At 46.7% G+C, this 21,535-nt stretch carries 25 protein-coding genes; 14 read left to right on the forward strand and 11 right to left on the reverse strand.

All coding sequences use genetic code 11. From position 1 onward, the window contains the following. Positions 1–31 precede the first annotated feature (31 nt). On the forward strand, positions 32–946 hold the full coding sequence (locus FTU67_RS08050) for a DMT family transporter (protein ID WP_127799009.1): 915 nt from the start codon (positions 32–34) through the stop codon (positions 944–946). Continuing rightward, on the forward strand, positions 946–1,836 hold the full coding sequence (gene yddG, locus FTU67_RS08055) for an aromatic amino acid DMT transporter YddG (RefSeq protein WP_160241633.1): 891 nt from the start codon (positions 946–948) through the stop codon (positions 1,834–1,836). Before FTU67_RS08050 ends, yddG begins: the two co-directional genes overlap by 1 nt. Positions 1,837–1,879: 43 nt before the next feature. Here yddG and FTU67_RS08060 read toward each other — a convergent pair whose 3' ends face one another. Further along, entirely contained in the window at positions 1,880–3,127 is a 1,248-nt protein-coding gene (locus tag FTU67_RS08060; RefSeq protein ID WP_005182132.1) for a YihY family inner membrane protein, read from the reverse strand. Positions 3,128–3,239: 112 nt separating this feature from the next. On the opposite strand from FTU67_RS08060, the gene wrbA reads away from it, so the two are divergent. Further along, complete coding sequence (wrbA, locus tag FTU67_RS08065) at positions 3,240–3,836, forward strand: NAD(P)H:quinone oxidoreductase (protein ID WP_016659569.1); 597 nt, start codon at positions 3,240–3,242, stop codon at positions 3,834–3,836. A 287-nt stretch (positions 3,837–4,123) separates the two neighbouring features. Continuing rightward, positions 4,124–4,315 carry a hypothetical protein gene (locus tag FTU67_RS08070; RefSeq protein WP_016659568.1) on the forward strand — a complete coding sequence of 64 codons (192 nt, stop codon included), beginning with the start codon at positions 4,124–4,126 and terminating at the stop codon, positions 4,313–4,315. 68 nt (positions 4,316–4,383) lie between these two features. On the opposite strand, the gene FTU67_RS08075 is transcribed toward FTU67_RS08070, so the two are convergent. The 4 genes from FTU67_RS08075 to FTU67_RS08090 all read right to left on the reverse strand — a co-directional run bounded on the left by FTU67_RS08075 (position 4,384) and on the right by FTU67_RS08090 (position 7,212). After that, positions 4,384–4,779: a hypothetical protein gene (locus FTU67_RS08075; protein WP_016659567.1), complete on the reverse strand. Its 396-nt coding sequence runs from the start codon at positions 4,777–4,779 to the stop codon at positions 4,384–4,386. 217 nt (positions 4,780–4,996) lie between these two features. Beyond that, complete coding sequence (locus FTU67_RS08080) at positions 4,997–5,572, reverse strand: xanthine phosphoribosyltransferase (protein WP_005182137.1); 576 nt, start codon at positions 5,570–5,572, stop codon at positions 4,997–4,999. Between the two features lie 89 nt (positions 5,573–5,661). Further along, complete coding sequence (locus tag FTU67_RS08085; protein ID WP_005182145.1) at positions 5,662–6,375, reverse strand: DUF3108 domain-containing protein; 714 nt, start codon at positions 6,373–6,375, stop codon at positions 5,662–5,664. Positions 6,376–6,528: 153 nt separating this feature from the next. Further along, on the reverse strand, positions 6,529–7,212 hold the full coding sequence (locus tag FTU67_RS08090) for a hypothetical protein (RefSeq protein ID WP_016659565.1): 684 nt from the start codon (positions 7,210–7,212) through the stop codon (positions 6,529–6,531). Between the two features lie 239 nt (positions 7,213–7,451). On the opposite strand from FTU67_RS08090, the gene FTU67_RS08095 reads away from it, so the two are divergent. Then, on the forward strand, positions 7,452–8,330 hold the full coding sequence (locus tag FTU67_RS08095; RefSeq protein WP_180006786.1) for an energy transducer TonB: 879 nt from the start codon (positions 7,452–7,454) through the stop codon (positions 8,328–8,330). On the opposite strand, the gene FTU67_RS08100 is transcribed toward FTU67_RS08095, so the two are convergent. The 4 genes from FTU67_RS08100 to miaB form a co-directional block, all read right to left on the reverse strand. Beyond that, the gene (locus FTU67_RS08100; protein ID WP_163169943.1) at positions 8,327–8,617 is read right to left on the reverse strand and encodes an antibiotic biosynthesis monooxygenase; all 291 of its coding nucleotides are present in this window, start codon (positions 8,615–8,617) and stop codon (positions 8,327–8,329) included. The two genes, FTU67_RS08095 and FTU67_RS08100, sit on opposite strands and share 4 nt — an antisense overlap. A gap of 88 nt (positions 8,618–8,705) precedes the next feature. Then, positions 8,706–9,188: an rRNA maturation RNase YbeY gene (gene ybeY, locus FTU67_RS08105; protein ID WP_005182166.1), complete on the reverse strand. Its 483-nt coding sequence runs from the start codon at positions 9,186–9,188 to the stop codon at positions 8,706–8,708. Between the two features lie 19 nt (positions 9,189–9,207). Then, positions 9,208–10,281: a PhoH family protein gene (locus FTU67_RS08110; RefSeq protein WP_016659561.1), complete on the reverse strand. Its 1,074-nt coding sequence runs from the start codon at positions 10,279–10,281 to the stop codon at positions 9,208–9,210. Positions 10,282–10,322: 41 nt separating this feature from the next. Next, complete coding sequence (gene miaB, locus FTU67_RS08115; protein ID WP_005182171.1) at positions 10,323–11,777, reverse strand: tRNA (N6-isopentenyl adenosine(37)-C2)-methylthiotransferase MiaB; 1,455 nt, start codon at positions 11,775–11,777, stop codon at positions 10,323–10,325. A 260-nt stretch (positions 11,778–12,037) separates the two neighbouring features. Between miaB and FTU67_RS08120 the strand changes: the two genes are divergently transcribed. The 6 genes from FTU67_RS08120 (at position 12,038) to FTU67_RS08145 (ending at position 17,130) form a co-directional block, all read left to right on the forward strand. Continuing rightward, entirely contained in the window at positions 12,038–14,014 is a 1,977-nt protein-coding gene (locus tag FTU67_RS08120) for a transglycosylase SLT domain-containing protein (RefSeq protein WP_373684730.1), read from the forward strand. A gap of 75 nt (positions 14,015–14,089) precedes the next feature. Further along, complete coding sequence (locus FTU67_RS08125; RefSeq protein ID WP_045796419.1) at positions 14,090–14,743, forward strand: ribonuclease I; 654 nt, start codon at positions 14,090–14,092, stop codon at positions 14,741–14,743. 178 nt (positions 14,744–14,921) lie between these two features. Further along, the gene (locus tag FTU67_RS08130) at positions 14,922–15,908 is read left to right on the forward strand and encodes a malate dehydrogenase (RefSeq protein ID WP_180061623.1); all 987 of its coding nucleotides are present in this window, start codon (positions 14,922–14,924) and stop codon (positions 15,906–15,908) included. Positions 15,909–16,101: 193 nt separating this feature from the next. After that, positions 16,102–16,356 (forward strand): DUF2789 family protein, encoded by a 255-nt coding sequence (locus FTU67_RS08135; RefSeq protein ID WP_005182193.1) that lies wholly within the window; start codon positions 16,102–16,104, stop codon positions 16,354–16,356. A gap of 145 nt (positions 16,357–16,501) precedes the next feature. After that, entirely contained in the window at positions 16,502–16,762 is a 261-nt protein-coding gene (locus tag FTU67_RS08140) for a DUF2789 family protein (protein WP_005182196.1), read from the forward strand. A gap of 110 nt (positions 16,763–16,872) precedes the next feature. Then, positions 16,873–17,130, forward strand: a complete 258-nt coding sequence (locus tag FTU67_RS08145; RefSeq protein WP_005182199.1) for a DUF2789 family protein — start codon at positions 16,873–16,875, stop codon at positions 17,128–17,130. Between the two features lie 94 nt (positions 17,131–17,224). Here the strand turns inward: FTU67_RS08145 and FTU67_RS08150 are convergent, their stop codons facing one another. After that, positions 17,225–17,752 carry a hypothetical protein gene (locus tag FTU67_RS08150; RefSeq protein ID WP_005182203.1) on the reverse strand — a complete coding sequence of 176 codons (528 nt, stop codon included), beginning with the start codon at positions 17,750–17,752 and terminating at the stop codon, positions 17,225–17,227. A 60-nt stretch (positions 17,753–17,812) separates the two neighbouring features. Then, complete coding sequence (locus tag FTU67_RS08155) at positions 17,813–18,415, reverse strand: 2OG-Fe(II) oxygenase (RefSeq protein ID WP_005182206.1); 603 nt, start codon at positions 18,413–18,415, stop codon at positions 17,813–17,815. Between the two features lie 116 nt (positions 18,416–18,531). Here FTU67_RS08155 and FTU67_RS08160 point away from each other — a divergent pair, with 116 nt between their 5' ends. From FTU67_RS08160 to FTU67_RS08170, 3 genes are read left to right on the forward strand one after another with little or no spacing between them, the layout of a single operon-like run. After that, positions 18,532–19,389: a 23S rRNA (adenine(2030)-N(6))-methyltransferase RlmJ gene (locus FTU67_RS08160; protein ID WP_005182209.1), complete on the forward strand. Its 858-nt coding sequence runs from the start codon at positions 18,532–18,534 to the stop codon at positions 19,387–19,389. Positions 19,390–19,435: 46 nt separating this feature from the next. Further along, entirely contained in the window at positions 19,436–20,260 is an 825-nt protein-coding gene (pssA, locus tag FTU67_RS08165; RefSeq protein ID WP_016659558.1) for a CDP-diacylglycerol--serine O-phosphatidyltransferase, read from the forward strand. A gap of 24 nt (positions 20,261–20,284) precedes the next feature. Beyond that, positions 20,285–21,373 (forward strand): DUF6670 family protein, encoded by a 1,089-nt coding sequence (locus FTU67_RS08170; RefSeq protein WP_180006789.1) that lies wholly within the window; start codon positions 20,285–20,287, stop codon positions 21,371–21,373. The last annotated feature ends 162 nt before the right edge of the window (positions 21,374–21,535 follow it).

Consider the following 21,535-nt stretch of genomic DNA (forward strand, 5'->3'; position numbering starts at 1 on the left):
AGGGAAAAACGAGAATTTTCAAGGAATTTTGGTGAAACAACGACAGGCACTGGATGCCAGAGCAGCCAGTATAATGTTTGTGCTGTGTATTTTCTGGGGACTGCAGCAGGTGGTGCTAAAAATTGCCGCGCCTGATATTTCACCGCTAATGCAAATGGCGCTGCGTTCCGGGATTTCTGCGCTGCTGGTCTGGCCGTTAATCCGGCTGGCTCAAGGTGTGCATTTATGGACACCGACGTATTTGTATCCGGGCTTGCTGGTCGGGCTGCTATTTGCCGCCGAATTTTTTATGCTGGCTGAAGCCATCCGCTTTACCTCGGCCTCCCATACCGTGGTGCTGCTGTATACCGCGCCAATTTTTGTAGCTTTAGGCCTGCACTGGAAGCTGCCCAGTGAACGGCTTTCCCTGCTGCAATGGAGCGGTATTCTGCTGGCTTTTCTGGGCATTGTGGTGACTTTTTTGGGGCGTGACAGTCAGCTCAGTGCCGCAACCAGTTCCATGCTCTATGGCGACTTTCTGGCTTTATGTGCCGGTATTTTATGGGCGGCCACTACCATAGCGGTGCGCTTAACCCCGCTGGCCGAAGCACCAGCCACCCAAACCTTGTTCTATCAGCTGCTGGGCGGTTTTATCGTGCTATTCCCTTTGGCCTACTGGTCCGGACAGGCGGTGGTGCACTGGAGTCCGGTCGCTATTGGCAGCCTGTTGTTTCATGCCATTCTGATTTCTTTTGCCAGTTATTTAATCTGGTTCTGGTTACTGAAAAACTATCTGGCCTCACGCTTGGGGGTATTTTCTTTTTTAACCCCATTATTTGGGGTGCTGTTCGGCGTGTGGCTGCTGGGTGAGCAACTGGAACACAGCTTTATTATGGGTGCTATCCTGGTGATGCTGGGCGTGGTTATGGTCAGCGCACAGGGCTGGTTCAAGCGGCGCGTGGCCTGATGCTGAGCCAATCACAACGCTTTACTGCACTGGGCTTGAGCTCACTGCTGATCTGGGCCAGCCTAGTAGGTGTGGTCAAGCTGATTAGTGAGCAGCTCAGTCCGGTGCTGGCACTTGCGCTTATTTATAGTGTCAGTGCGCTGGTGATTCTGCTGCACCAAGGTTGGCCCAAACTTAGCCAGATGCCGAAAATCTATCTCTGGGGGAGTGGGGCATTATTTGTCAGCTATGAAATTCTGTTCCTGCTGTCGATTGCTTTATCGACACAGCGCGAACAGGTGCTGATGATTGCCATGATCAATTATCTGTGGCCGCCGCTGAGTATTGTGCTGGCGATTCTGGCCAAACAGCTGCGTTATCACTGGGCGGTAATTCCAGGCTTTTTGCTGGCCGTACTGGGCTTGATGCTGGTGGTCAATCCGGAGATCTGGAACTTGGCCCAGCTCTGGAGCGTACTGACGGAAAATCCGTTGGCTTATAGTCTGGCATTTTTAGCGGCCTTGTTATGGCCCTGCTACGGGGCGCTGACCCGAGCCTATGCCCAAGGCAGCAATGCAGTGTCACTGTTTTTTGTGGTGACTGCGGGTTTGCTGTGGGCGCTGCATGTAGGACTGGATGAGCCATGGCAATGGCCAAGCCTTTCGCTATGGGGATGGATTGTGCTGGCCGGTGCCCTGATTGGGATGGCCTATCATAACTGGAACCAGAGTATTCAGTTTGGCCGTATTCAGCTGCTAATTCTGGCCACCTATTTTATTCCAGTGCTGTCTTCATTGATCTCGATGTGGCTGTTGCAGCTACAGCCTGGCTGGGTGTTCTGGCTCGGCTGTAGTCTGGTCAGTCTGGGTGCGCTGATCTGCTGGAAAAGCACCAGCGAAATTTCCGCTTAGCTGGCGCTTATTTCCCGGCCTTAAAGATCAGCAGGTGCTACCTCTATTTTTCTTCAAAAATTTTCGACAATGGAATCGACAGCTTGGCTGCCAGATAGTCATCGGCTTCAATCAGCGCCGGTCCGAGTTTCTGCATCCATTCATCATCCGGATGAATATTGCCGACATCTTTGCGCTGTGGTAGAGGATAAGGCAGCTGGGTATAAAAACTCCAGAAATTGACCTGCGATAAATTTCGTACCAGCACCAGTTCATCGTTATCGGTGCGTTTAATCAGGTTTTGCTGCTCCAGCATCCAGATATAATTCGGTAAACGGCCAATTTCATCGCGGCCCAGTACTTCCAGTGCTTCCTGCTCGGTCACGCTTTCGCCTTTTTTCTGTTTTTGATAAAACAGCTCCAGCAGGTCCAGCAGCATAATCATCGGATGGCGTTTCTGGTCTTTGCCGGAATTAAAAGCGGTGAGGGCAAAGCTGATTTCCACGCCCAGCAAAATAATATTCCACGACAGAAAAATCCACAGCAGGAAAATCGGCACGGCAGCAAAGGCGCCATAGACAATTTCATAACTGGTGAAATTCGACATGATAAAGCCGAACAGGTTTTTTAATGCCTCAAACACCACCGCACTAAAGACGCCGGCAATCAGCGCGGCTTTAATCGGCACATTGCGGTTGGGAATGGTCCAGTACAGAATAAAAAAGCCGACAATGGTCAGGGAAAAGGAAATGATCCACAGAATAAAAGCACCGTTGACCTCATAACCGGCAAAGTTATTGCTCAGTACATTCATCGAGGCAACGGTAGATGACAGCACAAAGGCGCTGCCAAGTAAAATCGGCCCCAGCGAAATAATGGTCCAGTAGCGCATAAAGCCCATAATCCCGCCTCGGGTTTCTTTTACCCGCCAAATCCGGTTAAAGGCAGTTTCGATACTGGTCAGCATCAGTACAGTGGTAATGAACAGGAACAGAATCCCGATAATGGTGAGATTGCTGGATTTATCGGTAAAGGCATTCAGGGCCTTATCAAAGGCGATGGTGGTTTTGGGCAGAAAGTTGCTGTAAATCAGCTGCTGTAACTGCTGACGCGCCGGTTCTAAAGCTTTAATCGAGGAGATGATGACCAGAAAAACCGTCAGCATTGGCACCACCGCAAACAGTGTGGTATAGGTGAGCGAGCCGGCCTGTTCACGACAGCGGTCTGCTTCAAAACGGCGTAATACAAACAGCACGAATTGAAACCACTGGTGGTCATAAAAGGGCAGCTTTTTTAAATACTCAACAATCATGCGGCTAAAGTCTCGATTTTTTTAGTGATCTTTCTGTGTTTTCCTGTGCCAGCTTAACCAAAAATACAGCAAAATACCGTATAGTTTTCTTTTTTACTCTACAGATAACATTATGCAACCCTATGTTTTAGTTCTGTATTACAGCAAATATGGCAGCACCCGTGAAATGGCCCATCTGATTGCCAACGGGGTAGAGGCAGCAGGCGTAGCGGTAAAAATACGTACAGTACCGAATATTGCCGCGGTGGTCAAAACTGCCGAGCCGAGTATTCCGGCCGAAGGTGATATTTACTGTAGCCTGGATGACCTGGCCAACTGTGCTGGTCTTGCGCTTGGTTCGCCGACCCGTTTTGGCAATATGGCCTCGGAAATGAAATTCTTCTGGGATCAGACCACCAGTCTGTGGCTAAGCGGCGCCCTGCACGATAAACCGGCCTGTGTATTTACTTCTTCCGGTTCACAGCACGGTGGCCAGGAAAGCACTTTGCTGACCATGCTACCGCCGTTATTTCATCATGGCATGATGATTATGGGACTCAGCAATGCTCATCCGGCTTTATCCAATACCAAAACCGGCGGTACACCGTATGGTGCATCGCATGTCAGTGGCCCGCGTCATGACCAGAGTTTAAGTCAGGATGAAAAAATCTTGTGTGCAGCACAAGGGCAACGTTTAGGCGAAATGGTGAAAAAGTTACAGGGAATGTAATCTTCTGAATCATTAACTCAGGTGTAAAACGAACAGAATGTTTTACACCTTGATTGTATTTGAGCTTCATTGGCTGCAGCGGTTTGAATATTTTTATTCACGAAAAAACTAATTACTTTTCACGCAAAATCACTATTTGTAGTGATATTCAGTCTTTCACTTTTCACATTTAATAGCCACTTTTAAAGCAGAGTTTTCTGTCACGGTTCACACAGCATTTTTCGTGCAGGTATATGTATCAAGCACAATGGACTGCTGTAATAATGAGAGATTGAGGAAAAGTGGAAATGAATAAGTTAACGTTAATCGGTATAGTTGTATTGAGTTTAGGCTGCTCGTGGTCGAGCGTAGCTGCAACTGAAATTGTGCATAGTCTGAACTTCCCACAAGAACAACAAGCCCAAAAACAACCTGCAGAAGTTCAATATTTAGCAGCTCAAAAGCCAGTAATTGCAGCCGAAAATGTGCAAGTAAAATAATAAAAAGATGTGATAAAAGTGCTGTTTTATACAGCACTTTTTTATATGAAAATCTGTGTTTGGTATGTTTAAGATTGGTTAGGTTTGATTTGTTCTTTAAAACGGTGTTTGCATTTCAGACAATGAAAATCAAGAAAGATATTTTGGTCGACAATTACACCTGCTTTTTTACCAAAGCGATGCCCTAAAAAGCCGCCAGTGATCCCAACACTAATTGCACCCACAAAGGTACCAATGGTACCGCCCATAATCACCCCCAACGGTCCGGCCACGGTGCCTATGGCAGCGCCTAAAGAGGCACCGGAGGCGGCCCCGCCGACAGTTCCGGCTGCTGTTCCGGCCGACCCGAGCAATACTCCGCCAATTTTTTGTAAGTTTTGTTCGTGGTTGCGCTTTTCAACCTGATTTGAGCCACATTTCGGACAGACGATACTGTGTTCCATCAACGGATTGTCTTGTGTCATGAGTGTAGAGTGCCTTCTAAAAATGCTGGGTCAATCCAAAGAGCCAATAGCTTAGGACAAAAGGCGTTAGCTGACCTTGGTCAAAACGCTCAGAATTTGCCGTTAGGCTTATGCTAAGCCATTCGGTCTGGAGCGTGGTAGAGAATTTTGTAAATCACATCGCCATAAAAAAAAGAGCACCTGAGTGCTCTTTTAGATATAAATTGCAGACAAAGTCTTAGTCGCGAACAAATTCAACCGTACCATTGGCCAGTGACTTCACACGCGCCAGAGATTCAACCCGGTAGCCTTTTTCCAGGAGCAGGTCACGACCTGGCTGGAAGGATTTTTCAATCACAATACCAATACCGACCACTTCCGCTTGGGCCTGATGAATCAGGTCAGCCAGACCTAAAGCCGCCTGACCATTGGCCAGAAAGTCATCAATCACCAGCACTTTGTCGCTTGAGCTGATGTGCTTGTTTGAAATCGCGATGGTGCTTTCGACCTGTTTGGTGAATGAAAACACTTTAGAGCGATACAGGTCATCTTTTAGGGTTAAAGACTGATATTTACGTGCAAAAATCACGGGAACGCCCAGCTCTAAACCTGCCATGACTGCCGGTGCAATACCTGACGCTTCAATGGTAATAATTTTGGTGATGCCGGCATCTTTAAACAAACGCGCAAATTCTTGACCAATTTGCTGCATCATGACCGGATCAATTTGATGGTTTAGGAAAGAATCGACTTTCAGAACTTCTTCAGACAGAACGATACCTTCAGCTAAGATTTTCTGTTCTAGTGCGTGCACGGGAGAATCCTCAACAGCAGGTGCTTTTTAAAGCAAAAGCGTATTTTAAAAAGCACCTGAAAAAATGCAAGCAAAAATCGAGAAAATGATTAACTTGTTGGGCCTTTATAGCCGGTTAACAGCAGGCCATAAGAGTTCTTCTTGTCCAGATGGGTCACTTTCACCGGTAAGTAGTCCAGTTTTGGCGCTAACCAGAAAATGGTTTCACGGCCCGGCTTGTCATGCTTAATCGCCACTTTAATGGTGTCAAAGGTGCCATAATTGGTTTTTACGCTTTCACTGCCTTGGCGTACAAATTTACGTGCTTCGACCTCCTTGGCATCGGCCAGGTAATAGGTCGATTTGAGCGAACCATTTTTTAAGTCTTCACGAATCTGCAATTCGGCATTTAGCTCATCGAGTACACCGGCTTTCCAGGCAAATGAACGCGACTCTTTGTCTTTTTTGGTATTAATTTTTTTCGCAGCCGGATTAAAGTGAATACTCATGGTGTTGTTATGAATCAGGATTTTGCTGCTGCGGCTAAAGCTGGAAGAACCAATTTTGCCATTTTCAAAGGTGAAGCGGCTGGTTTCCGTGGCCGAAGCAATCCCGCCGGCTTTGGCGGCAAAAACATAGTTCCACTGATTGCCGGATTTGCTTAAGGTTCGGGTCGCAGAGCCAAGGTTTTTGCCGTTATAGCTGAACTGATAACTGGCTTGGAATGGACTCATGGCAAAAGTCTGGTTTGAGAACCCTGCAAATAACAGTGCAGTCGAAACTCCCGCTGCCATGCCCATCGTTTTCAATACGTGTTTAGCCATAAGTAAATTGTTTCCTATTGCTGTAAATAAGCGCACATTGTGCTTTGTTCTATTATGCGCTTGAATGATGAAGAGAAAATTTGCAAATATGCACTTTATGTAACGCTTGTGTAGCAATCCTGATCGGCATCTGCAATCTCTCTGTTTGAGCTTTTAGCTCTTTTTCTGTTTGATGGGCGTCACTTCTGTGGCCGTTTGTGCTTCTTCGGCTTCTTCACGATCGCGATCTTCAGCAATTTTTCGAAATAGGGTGGTTAGGTTGACATTGCCCATGACCACCAGTTCGGCTTCACGCAACACCGCATGATTGACATGCACTTTGCCCAGAGTGTCAATGATCGAGCGGTTCTTGCCCAGCCAGCGGTTCAGGTCTAAATGTAATAGATCATCTTTAACTTTAATCACATTCAGTTTTTGCAGAATCATGCCCAGTGGATCTTTGTTCAGCACTTTCTGATAGAAGAACAGCGCAAACCGCACACCCAGCTTATGCAGGATGCTTGGATATTTGGCTTCAATCACCTGGGTATCACTAATCTGTTCAAATACAATCAGCTGGACATTTTTATTCAGTTCCATCTGCACCAGTTTCAAATCTACCGACAAAGTAATATACAGCCCGTTGTAGTCCAGGGTCGCATACAGACGCAGCCAGTCGTCATGTAAATCGGCATGTAAGTCTTTCAGCATTTTGACATTGTCGGTGACAAAGCGCTGAAAGGTCGCATTCAGAAAAACCTGAGACATTGGAAATTCGCGCTCATCTTCAATAAATCCTTCAGCCTTCTGATACATCTGACGTAAACGTTTTGAAATGAGAGAGATAAGAGGGGACATACAGGGCATTCCAATGGGTTAATCTTTATTAACTTTGCAGAGATCTTGTCGAATTGTATTAAAAATACGCCAATTGAAGCTTGCAGTTTAGCAAAATAAACTGCACCATTTTCAAGATTTTATTTATCGTGACACGACATGTTGACGAGTGTCTCGCTTTTTTTCAAAAGTAAAAACCAGTCTTATTTTATCTCGTTTTATACGATTTGGGGAATCCGCGATTTTGTCGGATTAATGTGATGTTAAAGAAATTTCATTTTGCACCTTTGACGCAGCAGTGGTGGAAAGATCCACTATTTGGCACCGTACTGACGCTGGCGGCACTTTCGCATCTGGCTGTGTTAACGGTGCAATTTGTCATGCCACAGCAAAGCGATGCCGCGGTCAAGGAAATTGCAGTCAGCTTAAGACCAAGTGCCACCGAAATTAAGGATGCCGACTTTTTAGCACAGGCCGACCAGCAGGGTTCTGGCACCTTCCGGGAAGCGCACCGCATGTCCAGCGATATGCTCGCACCAATGATTGAACAGAGTGCCGGTGATCAGCAGCTGGAAAGTCTGGAGCGTTTGCAGCAGCAGCGTGAACTGAGCTTTGAAGAAAAAGTGCTAATGACCACCTTAAGCTGGCAAAAGCAGGCGGCGGAAAACCAGCGTAAAAAAGCGCTGGAAGAATTAAACAGCCAGTTTCAGGCCAAAGCGGCGATGGTGGCCAGTCTGGAAGCGCAGTATTTACAGCGTCAGCAAAATTTCAGCCGTCAGCAGAAAATTAAAACCGTAGATGGAATTCAGGCCAAGCAGGATGTCGCAGCCGGTTATCTGGAAAGATTCCGTCAGAAAGTCGAATTTTATGGTAACCGTTATTATCCGGAAGCGGCCAAGCAGCAACAGTTGGCCGGTGAGGTGCGTTTAATGGTGATTTTAAATGCCAACGGTGGGATTCGTGCGATTCGTTTAATTGAAAGCTCGGGGCATACCATGCTGGATGAAGCTGCCAAGGCTTCTGTGCGTAAAGCTGCTCCTTTTGGTGCCTTTGATGCCAAGATGAAAGATATTTCCGAGCTACGCATTATCCGGACCTGGCGTTTTGACCCGGCTGAGGCGGAGTTTGAGGTGCGCTAGCGTTTGTAGTGACGTAATACTTCACAAACTTCAACACTGAAATTTTCATACCAAGTGTTATGTCCGAGTTGTTGTGCGACTTGGTGTTCCGCATCTAAATGCCAAGCGTGTATATCTGAAAGATCATGCCAATAGGATAGGGCGATTTCAGATAAACCTTCTGTTAATGCTTCAAAATGAATGCAGCGGAATTGGCTTAAGGCTTTCTGACGTAACTGCTGTGCTGTGGCAAAATACAGAGGATCAAGTGTTTTAATTTTCGCTTTAAAAATAACAACGTATTTCATGATTGTGGCTTATCTATTTTTATTCATCTCATCATAAAATAAACCCTATAAAAAAAGCGAGCCTAAGCCCGCTTCTTCATTTTTTACTTTAATCGCGTTCTAAATACGGGTTTTCAAAACCGAGCTTATCCAGAATTTCAATTTCAATGCCTTCCATTTCTTCAGCATCTTCATCTGAAGTTTCATGGTCATAACCCATCAAATGCAAGGTGCCATGCACTAGCATATGGGTGAAATGGGTTAGCGGTGCTTTGCCTTGCTCATTCGCTTCGCGTAGCACCACCGGAATACAGATCACTAAATCCCCAATGGGGAAGGCATCAAGAAATTCGGCCATTTCATCGGGCAGTTCACTTGGGAAAGACAGCACGTTGGTCGGTTTGTCTTTCTGGCGATATTCCAGATTCAGTTTATGGCTTTCTTCATTGTCGACACAGGCGATCCCGATTTCACAGTCACTTTGGGTGCCAATATGTCGCAAGGTGGTTTCTACAACTTTTTTGATATAGCCACGTTTCAAGACCAGTTCAGGGGCTTGAACATCCTGTTGTAGAGAAAGACTCAGTTTCAAAATATATCCTTAGATCAGTTTAGTCCTGCGCATCGGCCTTGGCATCGTTTTCTGCAATCAGCGCTTCCTGACGGGCTTTGCGTTCGGCACGGGCTTCTGCACTCAGACGTTGTTGCTCACTGTCCCAGCCTTCGTAGGCTTCAACAATTTTCTGCACCAGTTGATGACGCACCACATCACGTGAATGGAAACGGGTAATATGAATTTCCTTGACGTGCTCCAGCACGCGCAGGGCATGCGCCAGACCAGACTGCTGACCACGCGGTAAATCGACCTGAGTCACGTCACCGGTAATTACGGCACGTGAGCCAAAGCCCAAACGGGTCAGGAACATTTTCATCTGTTCTGGTGTGGTGTTCTGCGCTTCATCCAGAATCACAAAAGAATGGTTCAGGGTACGACCACGCATATAGGCCAGCGGCGCGACTTCAATCACCTGACGTTCAATCAGCTTGGCGACTTTTTCAAAGCCGAGCATTTCATATAACGCGTCATACAGCGGGCGCAAATACGGGTCAATTTTCTGGGTTAAATCACCCGGCAGGAAACCGAGTTTTTCACCGGCTTCAACCGCAGGGCGAACCAGTAAAATCCGCTGGATTTCATTACGCTCCAGCATATCGACGGCTGCAGCTACCGCCAGGTAGGTTTTACCGGTTCCTGCTGGGCCAATCCCGAACGAAATATCGCTTTGTAAAATACGCTGCACATAACGTTTCTGGTTGGCACCGCGCGGGTTAATCCGGCCTTTGCGGGTCTGTAACCAGACCGCATCTAAACCGGTATGTTCCTGCTCTTCATCAATCTGCAATTCACGGTCAGTCTGGCTGCCCTGAATCATCATGTGTAAGGTGTCGGCACTAATCTGGCTGGAATTTTCCGATTCTTCATATAAACGCTGAAGCAAGAGCTCGGCTCTCTCAACTGCATCTATTTCACCATCAATAAAAAAGGCATCACCTCGATGAGAAATTTGCACATCTAGACGCTGTCCAATCTGTTTCAAGTGGCCGTTATAAGCACCGAGCATGCTTTTGAGACGTTCCATTGAAATGCCAGGAAAATTTACTGTACGTCGAATTGCTGCAGTCAAGAGAATTCCTTATTCAGAAGTAGTCGTATTGTTTCCTTACATTACGCCACGTCTGGTTCAAGATTCAAGAGTTCACCATAAACTAAATTTAAAGTTTTAATCTCGGTAATCTCAATCTCCGCAAAGCGTCCGACCCAAGCCGGATCACCAATAAATGTTACCAAACGTGTATTGTCCGCCGTGCCGACCAGCACATTCGGATCTTTGTTCGACACGCTCTCAATTAACACACGTTGCACGGTGCCGAGCATGGCATCAGTTTTGTCAATACTGGACTGTTTAATCCATTGCTGCACTTTGGCCAGACGTTCTTTTTTGACATCTTCCGGAGTGTTGTCCGGCAGTTCAGACGCCGGGGTGCCCGGACGTTTTGAATAGACAAAACTGTACGAATGGTCGAAGTCCATATCTTGAATAAACTGATAGGTTTCTTCAAAGTTCTCGTCGGTTTCGCCCGGGAAGCCAATAATAAAGTCAGAAGACAAATGCATGTCCGGACGCACTTTACGTAACTTGGCAATTTTTTCGATGTAAACATCAATGGTGTGGTTACGCTTCATGGCCTGTAATACATCATTGGAGCCACTTTGTACCGGCAAGTGCAAATGCGACACCATTTGTGGCAAGTCGCGGTAGCATTGAATCAGGTCATCATTAAATTCTAGCGGATGCGAAGTGGTATAACGTAAACGGCCAATCCCCGGAATTTCGGCGACCAAACGCAACAGGTCAGCAAAGGTACAGATGTTGCCGTCAAAAGTTTCACCGCGGTAACCATTCACGTTCTGACCGAGCAGTGAAATCTCACGCACACCTTTTTCTGCTAAACCGGCAATTTCCGCCAGTACGTCATCGAGTGGACGTGAAACTTCTTCACCACGGGTATAGGGCACCACGCAGAAAGAACAGTATTTGGAACAGCCTTCCATAATCGACACAAAGGCTTTAAAACCTTCGACGCGCGGTTCTGGCAGGAAGTCGAATTTTTCAATGTCCGGGAAGGAAATATCCACCAGCTTGATTTTTTCTTTTTTCGGTTTTTCAACCTGATCATTATGCTGATCCAGCATTTGTGGCAAACGGTGCAAGGTTTGTGGGCCAAACACCATGTCGACATACGGCGCACGTTTTTGAATATTGTCACCTTCCTGAGAAGCAACACAGCCACCCACGCCAATCACCAGATCCGGATTTTTTTCTTTCAGTTTGCGCCAGCGGCCCAGTTCCGAGAACACTTTTTCCTGTGCCTTTTCGCGGATGGAACAGGTGTTCATCAGCAGGATATCGGCATCGGCCGGATTGCTGGTCAGCACATAGCCGTGAGAATCGCCTAAAAGATCTGCCATACGATGACTGTCATACTCATTCATCTGACACCCTTGCGTTTCGATGTACAGCTTTTTCACTGAACCGTCGGCTGGGGTGTGCTGTGGCTGGGTAACAGTGTTTTCTGAGGCAGCTTTGGCACCATTTGGAATGAAGGTTTGAACCGTCATGTAGGCTCCTGAAGGATAAAATCGAGATCGTCCGTTCTGAAATGTTTGAACGGCAGAGGTGATAGAAAAACGCGTATTTTAACAGGAACTGGGTATAAACTTATAGCCCTAAATGAGGGAAGCAGAAGATTGATTTATCAATTAAAATTGTTCGAAAATTAATATTGTTTAATCATGAGGTTACATAACACAACAATTGAGGTGTTTGAGAATAATGAAACTGTTTTAGTATATTGCGGTAAGAGAGGAGAGGCGAAGTAATGACTGAAAATAGGCACATGCGCACATGGACTGAAAAGAAAAGAATTTTTTGCAAAAAGCTTGTGTTAGGTTTGGCATCACTGAGCATTTTCCCAACCTTGTACGCAGCCGAAGAGCAGTTTAATGATGCGCTGCGGGCAGCCAATACCAGTAACCTCTCTTTATTGCAGCAATATCAAAGTGCCATGCAAAATGATGTGCTCGGCTATTATCCGGAATACTGGATTTTAAATACCAATCTGGCCACTCAGTCACCCGCTTCGATTGTGCAGTTTGCCCAGCGTTATCCACAGTCGGCCATGGCAGAAAAACTGGCTGCCGATTATGTCGAAGAAAAAGTCAAACAGGCCGATTTTAGCAATGCTGTATCAGTGCTGCCGTATGTGACCAATGCCGACCGTGCCGAAAGCTGTGCCGTGGCGCAGGTGCGTGCCCAGTCGGGTGATCCGCTGGTTTTTGCCGAATTTAAAGATGTCTGGCTAACCACCAATTCGCAGCCGGAATCCTGTACCGGTCTGGGCCGGATGATGTTATCCAGCCCACTGATGACCCAGGAAGATAAACAGCAGCGTTTGTGGGTGCAGCTGCGTGCCGGCCAATCCGGACAGGCGCTTGCCACTGCACAGGGACTAGGTTTAAACCTGAGTCTGTCGCAGCTGAATAGCATTCAGGCCAATCCGCTTAACTATTTATGGTCTGCACCAAAAGCCAGTGCTGAAGATCAGGCTTATCTGATTTATGCCTTGGGCCGCCTGGCCGATACCGACCTGAACTCGGCTCTATCTGCGGTGAAACGTGCTGCAGAAGGTACCCCGCAGTCGGTGCAGCGCGCCTTGTATCGTGCTGTGGGCTATATTGGCGGCACCACCGTCATGAAGAACAATTTTAACCGTGAAGTACTGAATGCGCTGGATGCCAGCTATGGACTGCCATTTAGCCCGGAAGAAGCGGAAATTTATGCCCGTCAGGCGATTCGTTTTGGTGCTTGGGAAAGTGTAATTCGCGCGATTGATGCCATGAGCGTGTCGCAAAAGCAGGAAGACCGCTGGCAGTACTGGCTGGCGCGTGCCTCTGAGCAGCGTGGCGATGCCACTTCAAAACGCAGTGCTGACGCGATTTATAAACGTTTGGCTCAGGGTGATGATTACCACAATTTGCTGGCCAAAGATCAGCTCGGATACAGCTATTCTTCGATTCCTGTGAGCCGTGAGCCAAGTTCGCAGGATATGCAGCGTTTAAATCAGGATATTCACTTTAGACGCGCCTTTGCCTTGCGCCAGATTAATGCACCGGCCAGTTATATTAACCGTGAATGGAACTGGGCTGTGCGTCAGGCCTATTTAAAACATGATGATGGTCTGTTATTGGCTGCAGCCAAACGCGCCACCGATATGGGTTGGTATGACCGGGCCATTTATGCGGCAGACCGCACCACCAAGCAGCATAACTATCAGTACCGTTATGCTATGCCGCACAAGAATTATGTGGTCAGCCACAGCCAGAACGCCGGGATTGATCCGGCTTGGGCCTATGGCCTGATGCGTCAGGAAAGCCGTTTTGTGACTACGGCGCGTTCGCATGTCGGGGCGGGTGGTTTAATGCAGATTATGCCGGATACCGCGCGTTTAATTGCCCGCCAAATGAGGGAAACCTATAATCCGGCGGCACTCACCGATATGAATACCAATATTCGTTATGGCACGTTTTATCTGTCGACCATCCAGGGTCAGCTTAGTAATAACTCGGTTTTAGCAACTGCGGGCTATAATGCCGGGCCAAACCGTGCCCGTCGCTGGCAGCCTGAATTTCAAAACATGGCAGCGGATCAATATACCGAATCCATTCCGTTGCTGGAAACACGCGATTACGTTAAACACGTCATGACCAATGCCACGCACTATGGATTATTGCTGGGTCAGGGCGCGCAATCAATCAGTAAACGTATGCAGCAGATTCCAATGCGCAATACGCAGTAAACAAGATGGGGTGTCTCCTGCATGGATGCAGGAGGATGGGACTCAAAACGACACGAGAAGGTGCTAAGTTTGAGAATGAAGAAATTGACAGCCGGGGGGCAGCCAGCGGGAATCCTCATCCTGATTTCGGGTGGGGCGGGGGTATTGCTCAGTAGTGCTGCATGTGCTGCCACGGTGCAGGGCTATGTCATGGATGTACAAATGACACCCGCCGTGTGCATGTTTGACAGCAACCGCGCCAAGCAGCGGAAATGCCTGCAAGGCTACTCGCTGAATATTACCGGGCTGTATCCGGAAACCTCCCGTCGTGACTGCGAAACCAGCTCTTCAGCCAAACTGTCTCCCATTCAGGCCAAAGTGGTGGCACGGGTCATGCCCGATGAACATGCCCGGGTGCAATTGTGGCAGGGTATTGGTGGCTGCGTACCGATGAATGCCAGCCAGTATTTCCGTACCATCATTAACTATGCCGACCGGCTGAAAGTCCCGGCGGTGCTGACCGGTCAGGAAACTACCGTGGTGCAGCAGAATGAACTGAACCGGCTGTTTATTCGCCTGAATCCGGGCATGCATTCCAAGAGCATTCACTTTCAGTGCACTTCGCATCAGGCCAAAAGTTATTTAACTGAATTGAAAATCTGCTATAGCCCGAATGGGCGCTATAAACAGTGCAGCAGTAGCGTGGAAACCCAGTGTCCATCGGCCTTTATTATTAAAGGTTCATACTAAAACCCGACGTTTTTCGGCATTTTATTTATATTTCCTATCAGACTTTTGTTGAAATCCATAGCCTTTTACATGCATCTGACAAAGGATTGGAGTACAATCTTTGCCGTTTATGATTATTAAGATTAGATAGAACAGCTATTTAATCGCATTAACTATCCTCTCAACTGGAGATAATTACATGAAGCAACCTGTTCGCGTTGCCGTTACTGGCGCTGCTGGTCAAATTGGTTACAGCCTATTATTCCGTATCGCTAGCGGTGAAATGTTGGGTAAAGACCAACCAGTTATTCTTCAATTATTAGAAATTCCTGTTGAGAAAGCTCAACAAGCGCTGAAAGGCGTAATGATGGAACTTGACGACTGTGCTTTCCCATTATTGGCTGGCATGATCGGTACTGATGATCCTAAAGTTGCATTCAAAGATGCTGACTATGCACTTTTAGTTGGTTCACGTCCACGTGGTCCAGGTATGGAACGTGCTGACCTTCTTAAAGTCAACGGTGAAATCTTCATCGGTCAAGGTCAAGCGCTGAACGAAGTTGCGAGCCGTGACGTTAAAGTTCTTGTTGTAGGTAACCCTGCGAACACGAATGCTTACATCGCAATGAAATCTGCTCCAGATCTTCCAGCGAAAAACTTCACAGCAATGTTACGTCTTGACCACAACCGCGCGTTAACTCAACTTGCTCAAAAAGCTGGCGTTGCTGTTTCTGACATCAAAACAATGACAGTTTGGGGTAACCACTCTCCAACAATGTATGCTGACTACCGTTTTGCAACTGCAAATGGAGAAAGCTTAAAAGACAAAATCAACGATGCTGAATGGAACAAAGACGTATTCCTTCCTACAGTTGGTAAGCGTGGCGCTGCGATCATCGAAGCACGTGGTTTATCTTCTGCTGCATCTGCTGCAAACGCTGCAATTGACCACATGCGTGATTGGGCGCTTGGCACAAACGGCGAATGGGTAACTATGGGTATTCCTTCTGACGGTTCTTACGGTATTCCTGAAGGCGTAATGTTCGGTTTCCCTGTAACTTGCGAAAATGGCGAATACAAAATCGTTCAAGGTCTTGAAATCGACGAGTTCAGCCGTGAGCGTATCAACTTCACGCTAAACGAGCTTGAAGAAGAACGTGCAGCAATTGCTGACATGGTGAAATAATTTAGTGTTGAACTAAGTTAGAAAAAGCACTCCATTTGGGGTGCTTTTTTTATGCAGCTGTATGGATTGTTGTATTGATCAGCGCCATGACAAACCTCACAAAACATAACAAGAATACATCGGCCTGTAGCCCTAATGCTGTTCCGGATTTGCTAGTTTATGGACTTCGCCTAGAAAAATACGGAGTCATTCCATGGTACTCGAACAACAGCCGACCTTAGAATTATTATTTGAACAACTGGGTTTAGCCGCAGACGAAGCATCTATTGAGCAATTTGTGCGTGCCCATCAATTGCCGGCAGAAGTGACCTTGCCCGATGCTGGATTCTGGAGTGAGGGACAAAGCGCCTTTTTACGCGAACACTGGCATCAGGATGATGAGTGGATTGTGATTATCGACAAATTAAACCAGTTACTACACGTTGAAAGCGACAAGCTGGCGCAATAAGCCGGAGCCAGTTCAATCAGGTTCATCCGCCTTACATGCTTTGGTACAAAAAAATACAACAAGCGCAGTCACAAGGCTGTGCTTTTGTGCAGAATTCTTATAACGTAAAGCTACAATACAGTAAAAAAATGCTGAGGAGGGCGCCATGTTTGATCAGCAACCCACATTAGAACTGTTATTTGAGCAGCTGGGTCTAGAGTCCAGTTCAGAAGCCATTGATCAATTTATTGAAAGCCATCAATTAACTTCCGATATTCCCCTACATAAAGCCGCATTCTGGAGCAAGGCCCAGCACGATTTCATTATCAGTCACTGGAAAAGTGATGATGAATGGGCCATCGTGATTGATGTCTTAAACGAGCAATTACATACCGAACATAAGCTTTCCGGCTCTTGCGAACTTTAATCACAAATTGAAACAACAAACCTGGTCGCAAAGACTAGGTTTTTTTTGCTTTATCTTATAAGTTAGATGGATAAATAACTACAATTTATCTGATATATAAGGAGGGCGAGATGCTCAATCACAACACACCATCCTTAGCTCTATTATTTTCTCAACTTGGTTTAGCCAATAGTCCGGCGGCCATTGAACTTTATGTACGTACCCATCAACTGCCTTCCCATATTTCTTTGCATGATGCGCCGTTCTGGAATAAATCCCAGCGTGCTTTATTAATCAGTCATCTGGTCCAGGATGATGACTGGGCGATCTGGGTCGATGAATTGAATCAACAATTACATATGGATGCCTATAAAGCCCAAACCGCTTAATCCCGCCTGAAGATTCAAGCGTTTCTGTAGTCCATAAAAAATGCCTCAATCAATGAGGCATTTTTGTTGTTAAATATTTTTTTCGTGCTGAGCTTTAGTGTAAACGCGGCTGAATCAGCTGCACAAACCAGCTTTGACCATGACAGTGTTCAAAGGCAGTATGTTCACGTAGTACATCGGCATCAAACTCGGCTGTTTTACGGTATTTGGTCAGCCAGTGCTGAGTCAGGGCATTTTCTTTTTTCGCTGCGCTGGCATAGGCCAGAAACAGGTAAATATCGCCATGATTATAATTGGTCAGCGGTTTTAGAATCTGCTGGGTAATTAAGGCAAAGCGGGTTTCCTGGCTGATTTCAAAATACAGCATATAGGCCTTGGCCAGGGTTAAGGACAGATTTAAATATAAGGACAGCGGCATTTCCTCAAATTCAACCCGGCCCTGCTCCAGCAATACAATCGCTTCTTGCAGGAAATAGGTCTGCTCCTGACGGACCTGACTCAGCATCACCAGTTCTAGGCGTAATGAAGCACGTTCCAGCGCCAGTTCCGGGGTGTTGCCCTGTAAATAGAGCTGGTCAGTTTCACCGATACGCTGAATAATCGGTTGGGTGGTATCACGCATCGGCACAATCCTCAGTTCACAATACGGTTTATATGAGGCCACTTGCCAGGATTTAAAGGATCACCACAACTGTGGATCACTACGCAGCCAGGCAGTAATCGAAAGGCGCTGCTGTTTGGAGAGCAGCACTTCATGCAGCAAATCACTTTGGAATAAGGCCATCCGGTTGGGCTGTGGCGCAATGATCTGCCATTCGCCCTGTTTGTCCTGCAAGCGTAATTCACCGCCCCAATCGGCCTGCCACTGTTCATGCAGATAAAAGACGCAGGAAATCATCCGGCCATTTTTACCTTGCGGATTATCGCGGTGCAGGGCATAAAATTCGCCGGCGTTATAACAGGCAAAATGGGCTTCGACTTCCTTAATGCCCAGAAAAAAGGCACGATTTAATTGCTCGGCCAGCGCCATTAAGGTTTGGGTATGCTGCTCGGCAACCGGCAGGCTTGAATCCAGCCATAAGATATGATCACTGCGAATCTGGCTGACCACACCGTTTTGAATGGCTGCGTTACGAAACTCATTCAAATGTGCGGTACATTCTGCTACCAAAGCTTGTACATAATCCTGTGGATAGGCATCATCAATCAGGGCATAACCGGATTGATCCAGATCATTGAATATCTGTGCCAGATTCCAGGATGGTGGTAGAGAATGTGTTTGCATAGGCAAAACTCGAACAAGGATAAAAAAGCGGGGGAACTATTTTAGAGCAAGATAAGCCTCTGAATGAAACTTTTTTTCATGCTAAAATACCGGTTGATTTCAGGAATTAAAGAAACATGAATTACCGTCACCATTTCCATGCAGGCAACTTTGCCGATGTCATGAAGCATGTGCTTTTGCTTCAGTTACTGACACGTTTAAATGCCAAAGATAAACCTTATCGCTATATTGATACACATGGCGGTGCAGGCAAATACGACTTATCTTTAGCACCTGCACAGAAGTCGGGTGAGTTCTTAAATGGTATTCACCGTCTGGTCAAACTGGATGACTCGATTATCCGCAATGCACCGGAAGGCGTGAAGCAGTATCTGAATCTGGTCGAGCAGATGCGCGAGACGGATGGCAAGGGTGCTTATCCGGGTTCACCATGGTTTGCCTTACAAGGCATGCGTGAGATGGATAAAGCCACGGTGTTTGAAATGCAGCGTGATGTTTTTCAGCAATTGCGCAGCAATATCCGTGACCGTCGTGCTGGCTTGCATGAACGTGATGCTTACGAAGGTCTGCTTGGGGTGATTCCACCGAAAGAAAAACGCGGTCTGGTCATGATTGACCCGCCTTATGAGCTGGAACGTAAAGACTTCCCGCAGCTGGTAGAACTGCTGGTCGCGGCCTATAAAAAATGGCCAACAGGCGTGTTTGCGGTGTGGTATCCAATTAAAGACCGCGCCATGATTGAACGTTTTGAAAAGAAAATGTACAAATCGGGCATTCGCCGTCAGCTGGTTTGCGAAATCTGTGTCTGGCCAGATGATACCCCGGTTGGCTTGAATGGCTGTGGTTTACTGGTGATCAATCCACCTTGGAAATTCTCTGAAGATGCAGATGAAGCCTTACAATGGTTATTCCCGCATTTACGCATGCAGGACAATGGTGGACATGCAGCAGTACGCTGGCTGGTTGGCGAATAACCCAAGCAGTCACAACAGAGATTAGGTTAGAGTTAGGAATAAAATAATGATAAACACACCGAAGCCCGAGGGTGATTCCGTGACGCGTGAACATGATTACGATGGAATCACATTTGAAGTGGTGGAAGAGGAACGTACCCGCGAGGGGCAAAAGGTCAAACGCCGTGGCATCTACCTGTGGCCTAATCTCATTACCACCGCGGCTTTACTGTCGGGCTTTTATTCAATTATTGCCAGCATGAATGGCGAATATAGCCAGGCCATTTATGCCATTTTCCTGGCGGCCTTATTTGATGGTTTAGATGGTCGTGTTGCGCGTGCCATTGGTGCGCAAAGTCCGTTTGGTGAGCAGTTTGACTCCTTGTCCGATATGCTGGCCTTTGGTGTGGCCCCGGCAATTTTAATGTATAGCTGGAGCCTGAATGATCTGGGCCGGATTGGCTTGGCCTGCTGTTTTGTCTATACCGCCTGTGCGGCTTTCCGTCTGGCGCGTTTTAACGTGCAGATTGGCGTGGTTGATAAGCGTTATTTTATTGGTGTAGCCAGTCCATTGGCGGCTTTAATGCTGGTGTCGCTGGTCTGGGTCGGCCGCGATTTTCCTGAAATTTATAATATTCAGGACTTTGGTATTCAGATCATCAACGCCGTGATTATTGTGGTGGTTGGCTTGCTGATGATTTCCAATATTAAATATTATTCCTTTAAGACATTGGACCGTAAGCGGGTGCCGTTTATTGTGCTGCCGATAGCAGTTTTTGTACTGGCGGCCATGACCTATAATATTCCGGTCGGTATTCTGGTGATTTCTATCATCTATGCATTATCAGGTTTTGTGACCACTTATATGGCGAGAAAAACCGCCGAATCATAACAAGATGACACCCAGGAGCTTGCTATGCAGATGTTTCAAGATTTTCTCGATCGATCCAAACAACTGAATCAAGCTCCACATCAACTCAAGCTTGAGCAGCTGCCTTTTCACGCCCCGAACCAGAAATATAAAATTATTCATCAAGGGCTGATGATTCCCAATTTGCCCGCGCCCTTACATTATCTTAATTTCCTGAGCCTGATTGGGCAGCCAAATGCCCCGATGCTGCGTAATGACAGCGCGATTCAAACCCATCCGCTGGATACTGCTACGGTACTGGTCAGTTCCAGTCCACATATGGTGGGGCAGCTCAGCAGTTATTCAGTGGAAAAAGAATGTTATTTCAAGCCGGCACTGTTTCAGTTTGGTGGCCGGGAACAGCTGGAAGGACATTTTCCGGAGTTTCGGGTCCAACGTCTGGATTCTGAACTCAGTTTTGATCTGAAGATTCGTACTACCCCGGTGATTTCCTATTTTGCCAAGCTACGCATGGGGCTGGCCGATCACTGGTCTTTGCTGTGTGAATGCAGTGGACAGCTTCAATATAAACAGCAACATTATCAGATCCAGCAACTCGGCAGCTTTGAATATGCGCGAGCCATTAATTTTCCTTATCTACCTTTAGCCTTTTTTACCTATCAGGTGATTAATCTGCAGCAACAACGGCAGTTATTACTGGCCCAAGTGCGGGACCGCTTTAACCGGATTTTGCAGTCGCGGATGTATTTGCGTGACCTGAGCAGCGGTCAAAGCCGGCTATTTGATGAAGGCGTATATTTTAAAGTACACCGGGTTTATCCGGCGGTGATGACTCCAAACCGGCAAAGCATGTATCTGCCGCGTGAATTTGAATGGTGTTACAGCGGTGCAGATGGCACGCGTATCCATATTCAGGCACAAAGCCGCGGGGATTTTAAATTTGGCTTGGCTGCAGGTTATGTCGGCAGTTTTCATTATCAGGTCAAAATAAATGATGTCGAAGAACAGGGCGAAGGCGGCTATTGTGAATATATTGATTGTCGCGCCTTAAAATGGCAGGAAAAAAATCAGGCAGAAAAATTAGGTGATCATTTGGCCAATCCGGTCCCATTTTTAGTGAAAAAAGAAAAATAAGTGTATTTTTGTTGAATAAATAAACAGTTGTGTCGTATTTCCCAAAATAATTAAAAATAGGGGTTGCGTCAGGTTTTATTTGCTCTATAATGCACATCCATCGGCGGTGATGTTGATAAAAACTTGTTGATAAACAAGGATTTAGCTAAAATGGTTGAGTTC

The organism is Acinetobacter sp. YH12132, from assembly GCF_013418645.1.
Taxonomy (GTDB): Bacteria; Pseudomonadota; Gammaproteobacteria; order Pseudomonadales; family Moraxellaceae; genus Acinetobacter; species Acinetobacter indicus.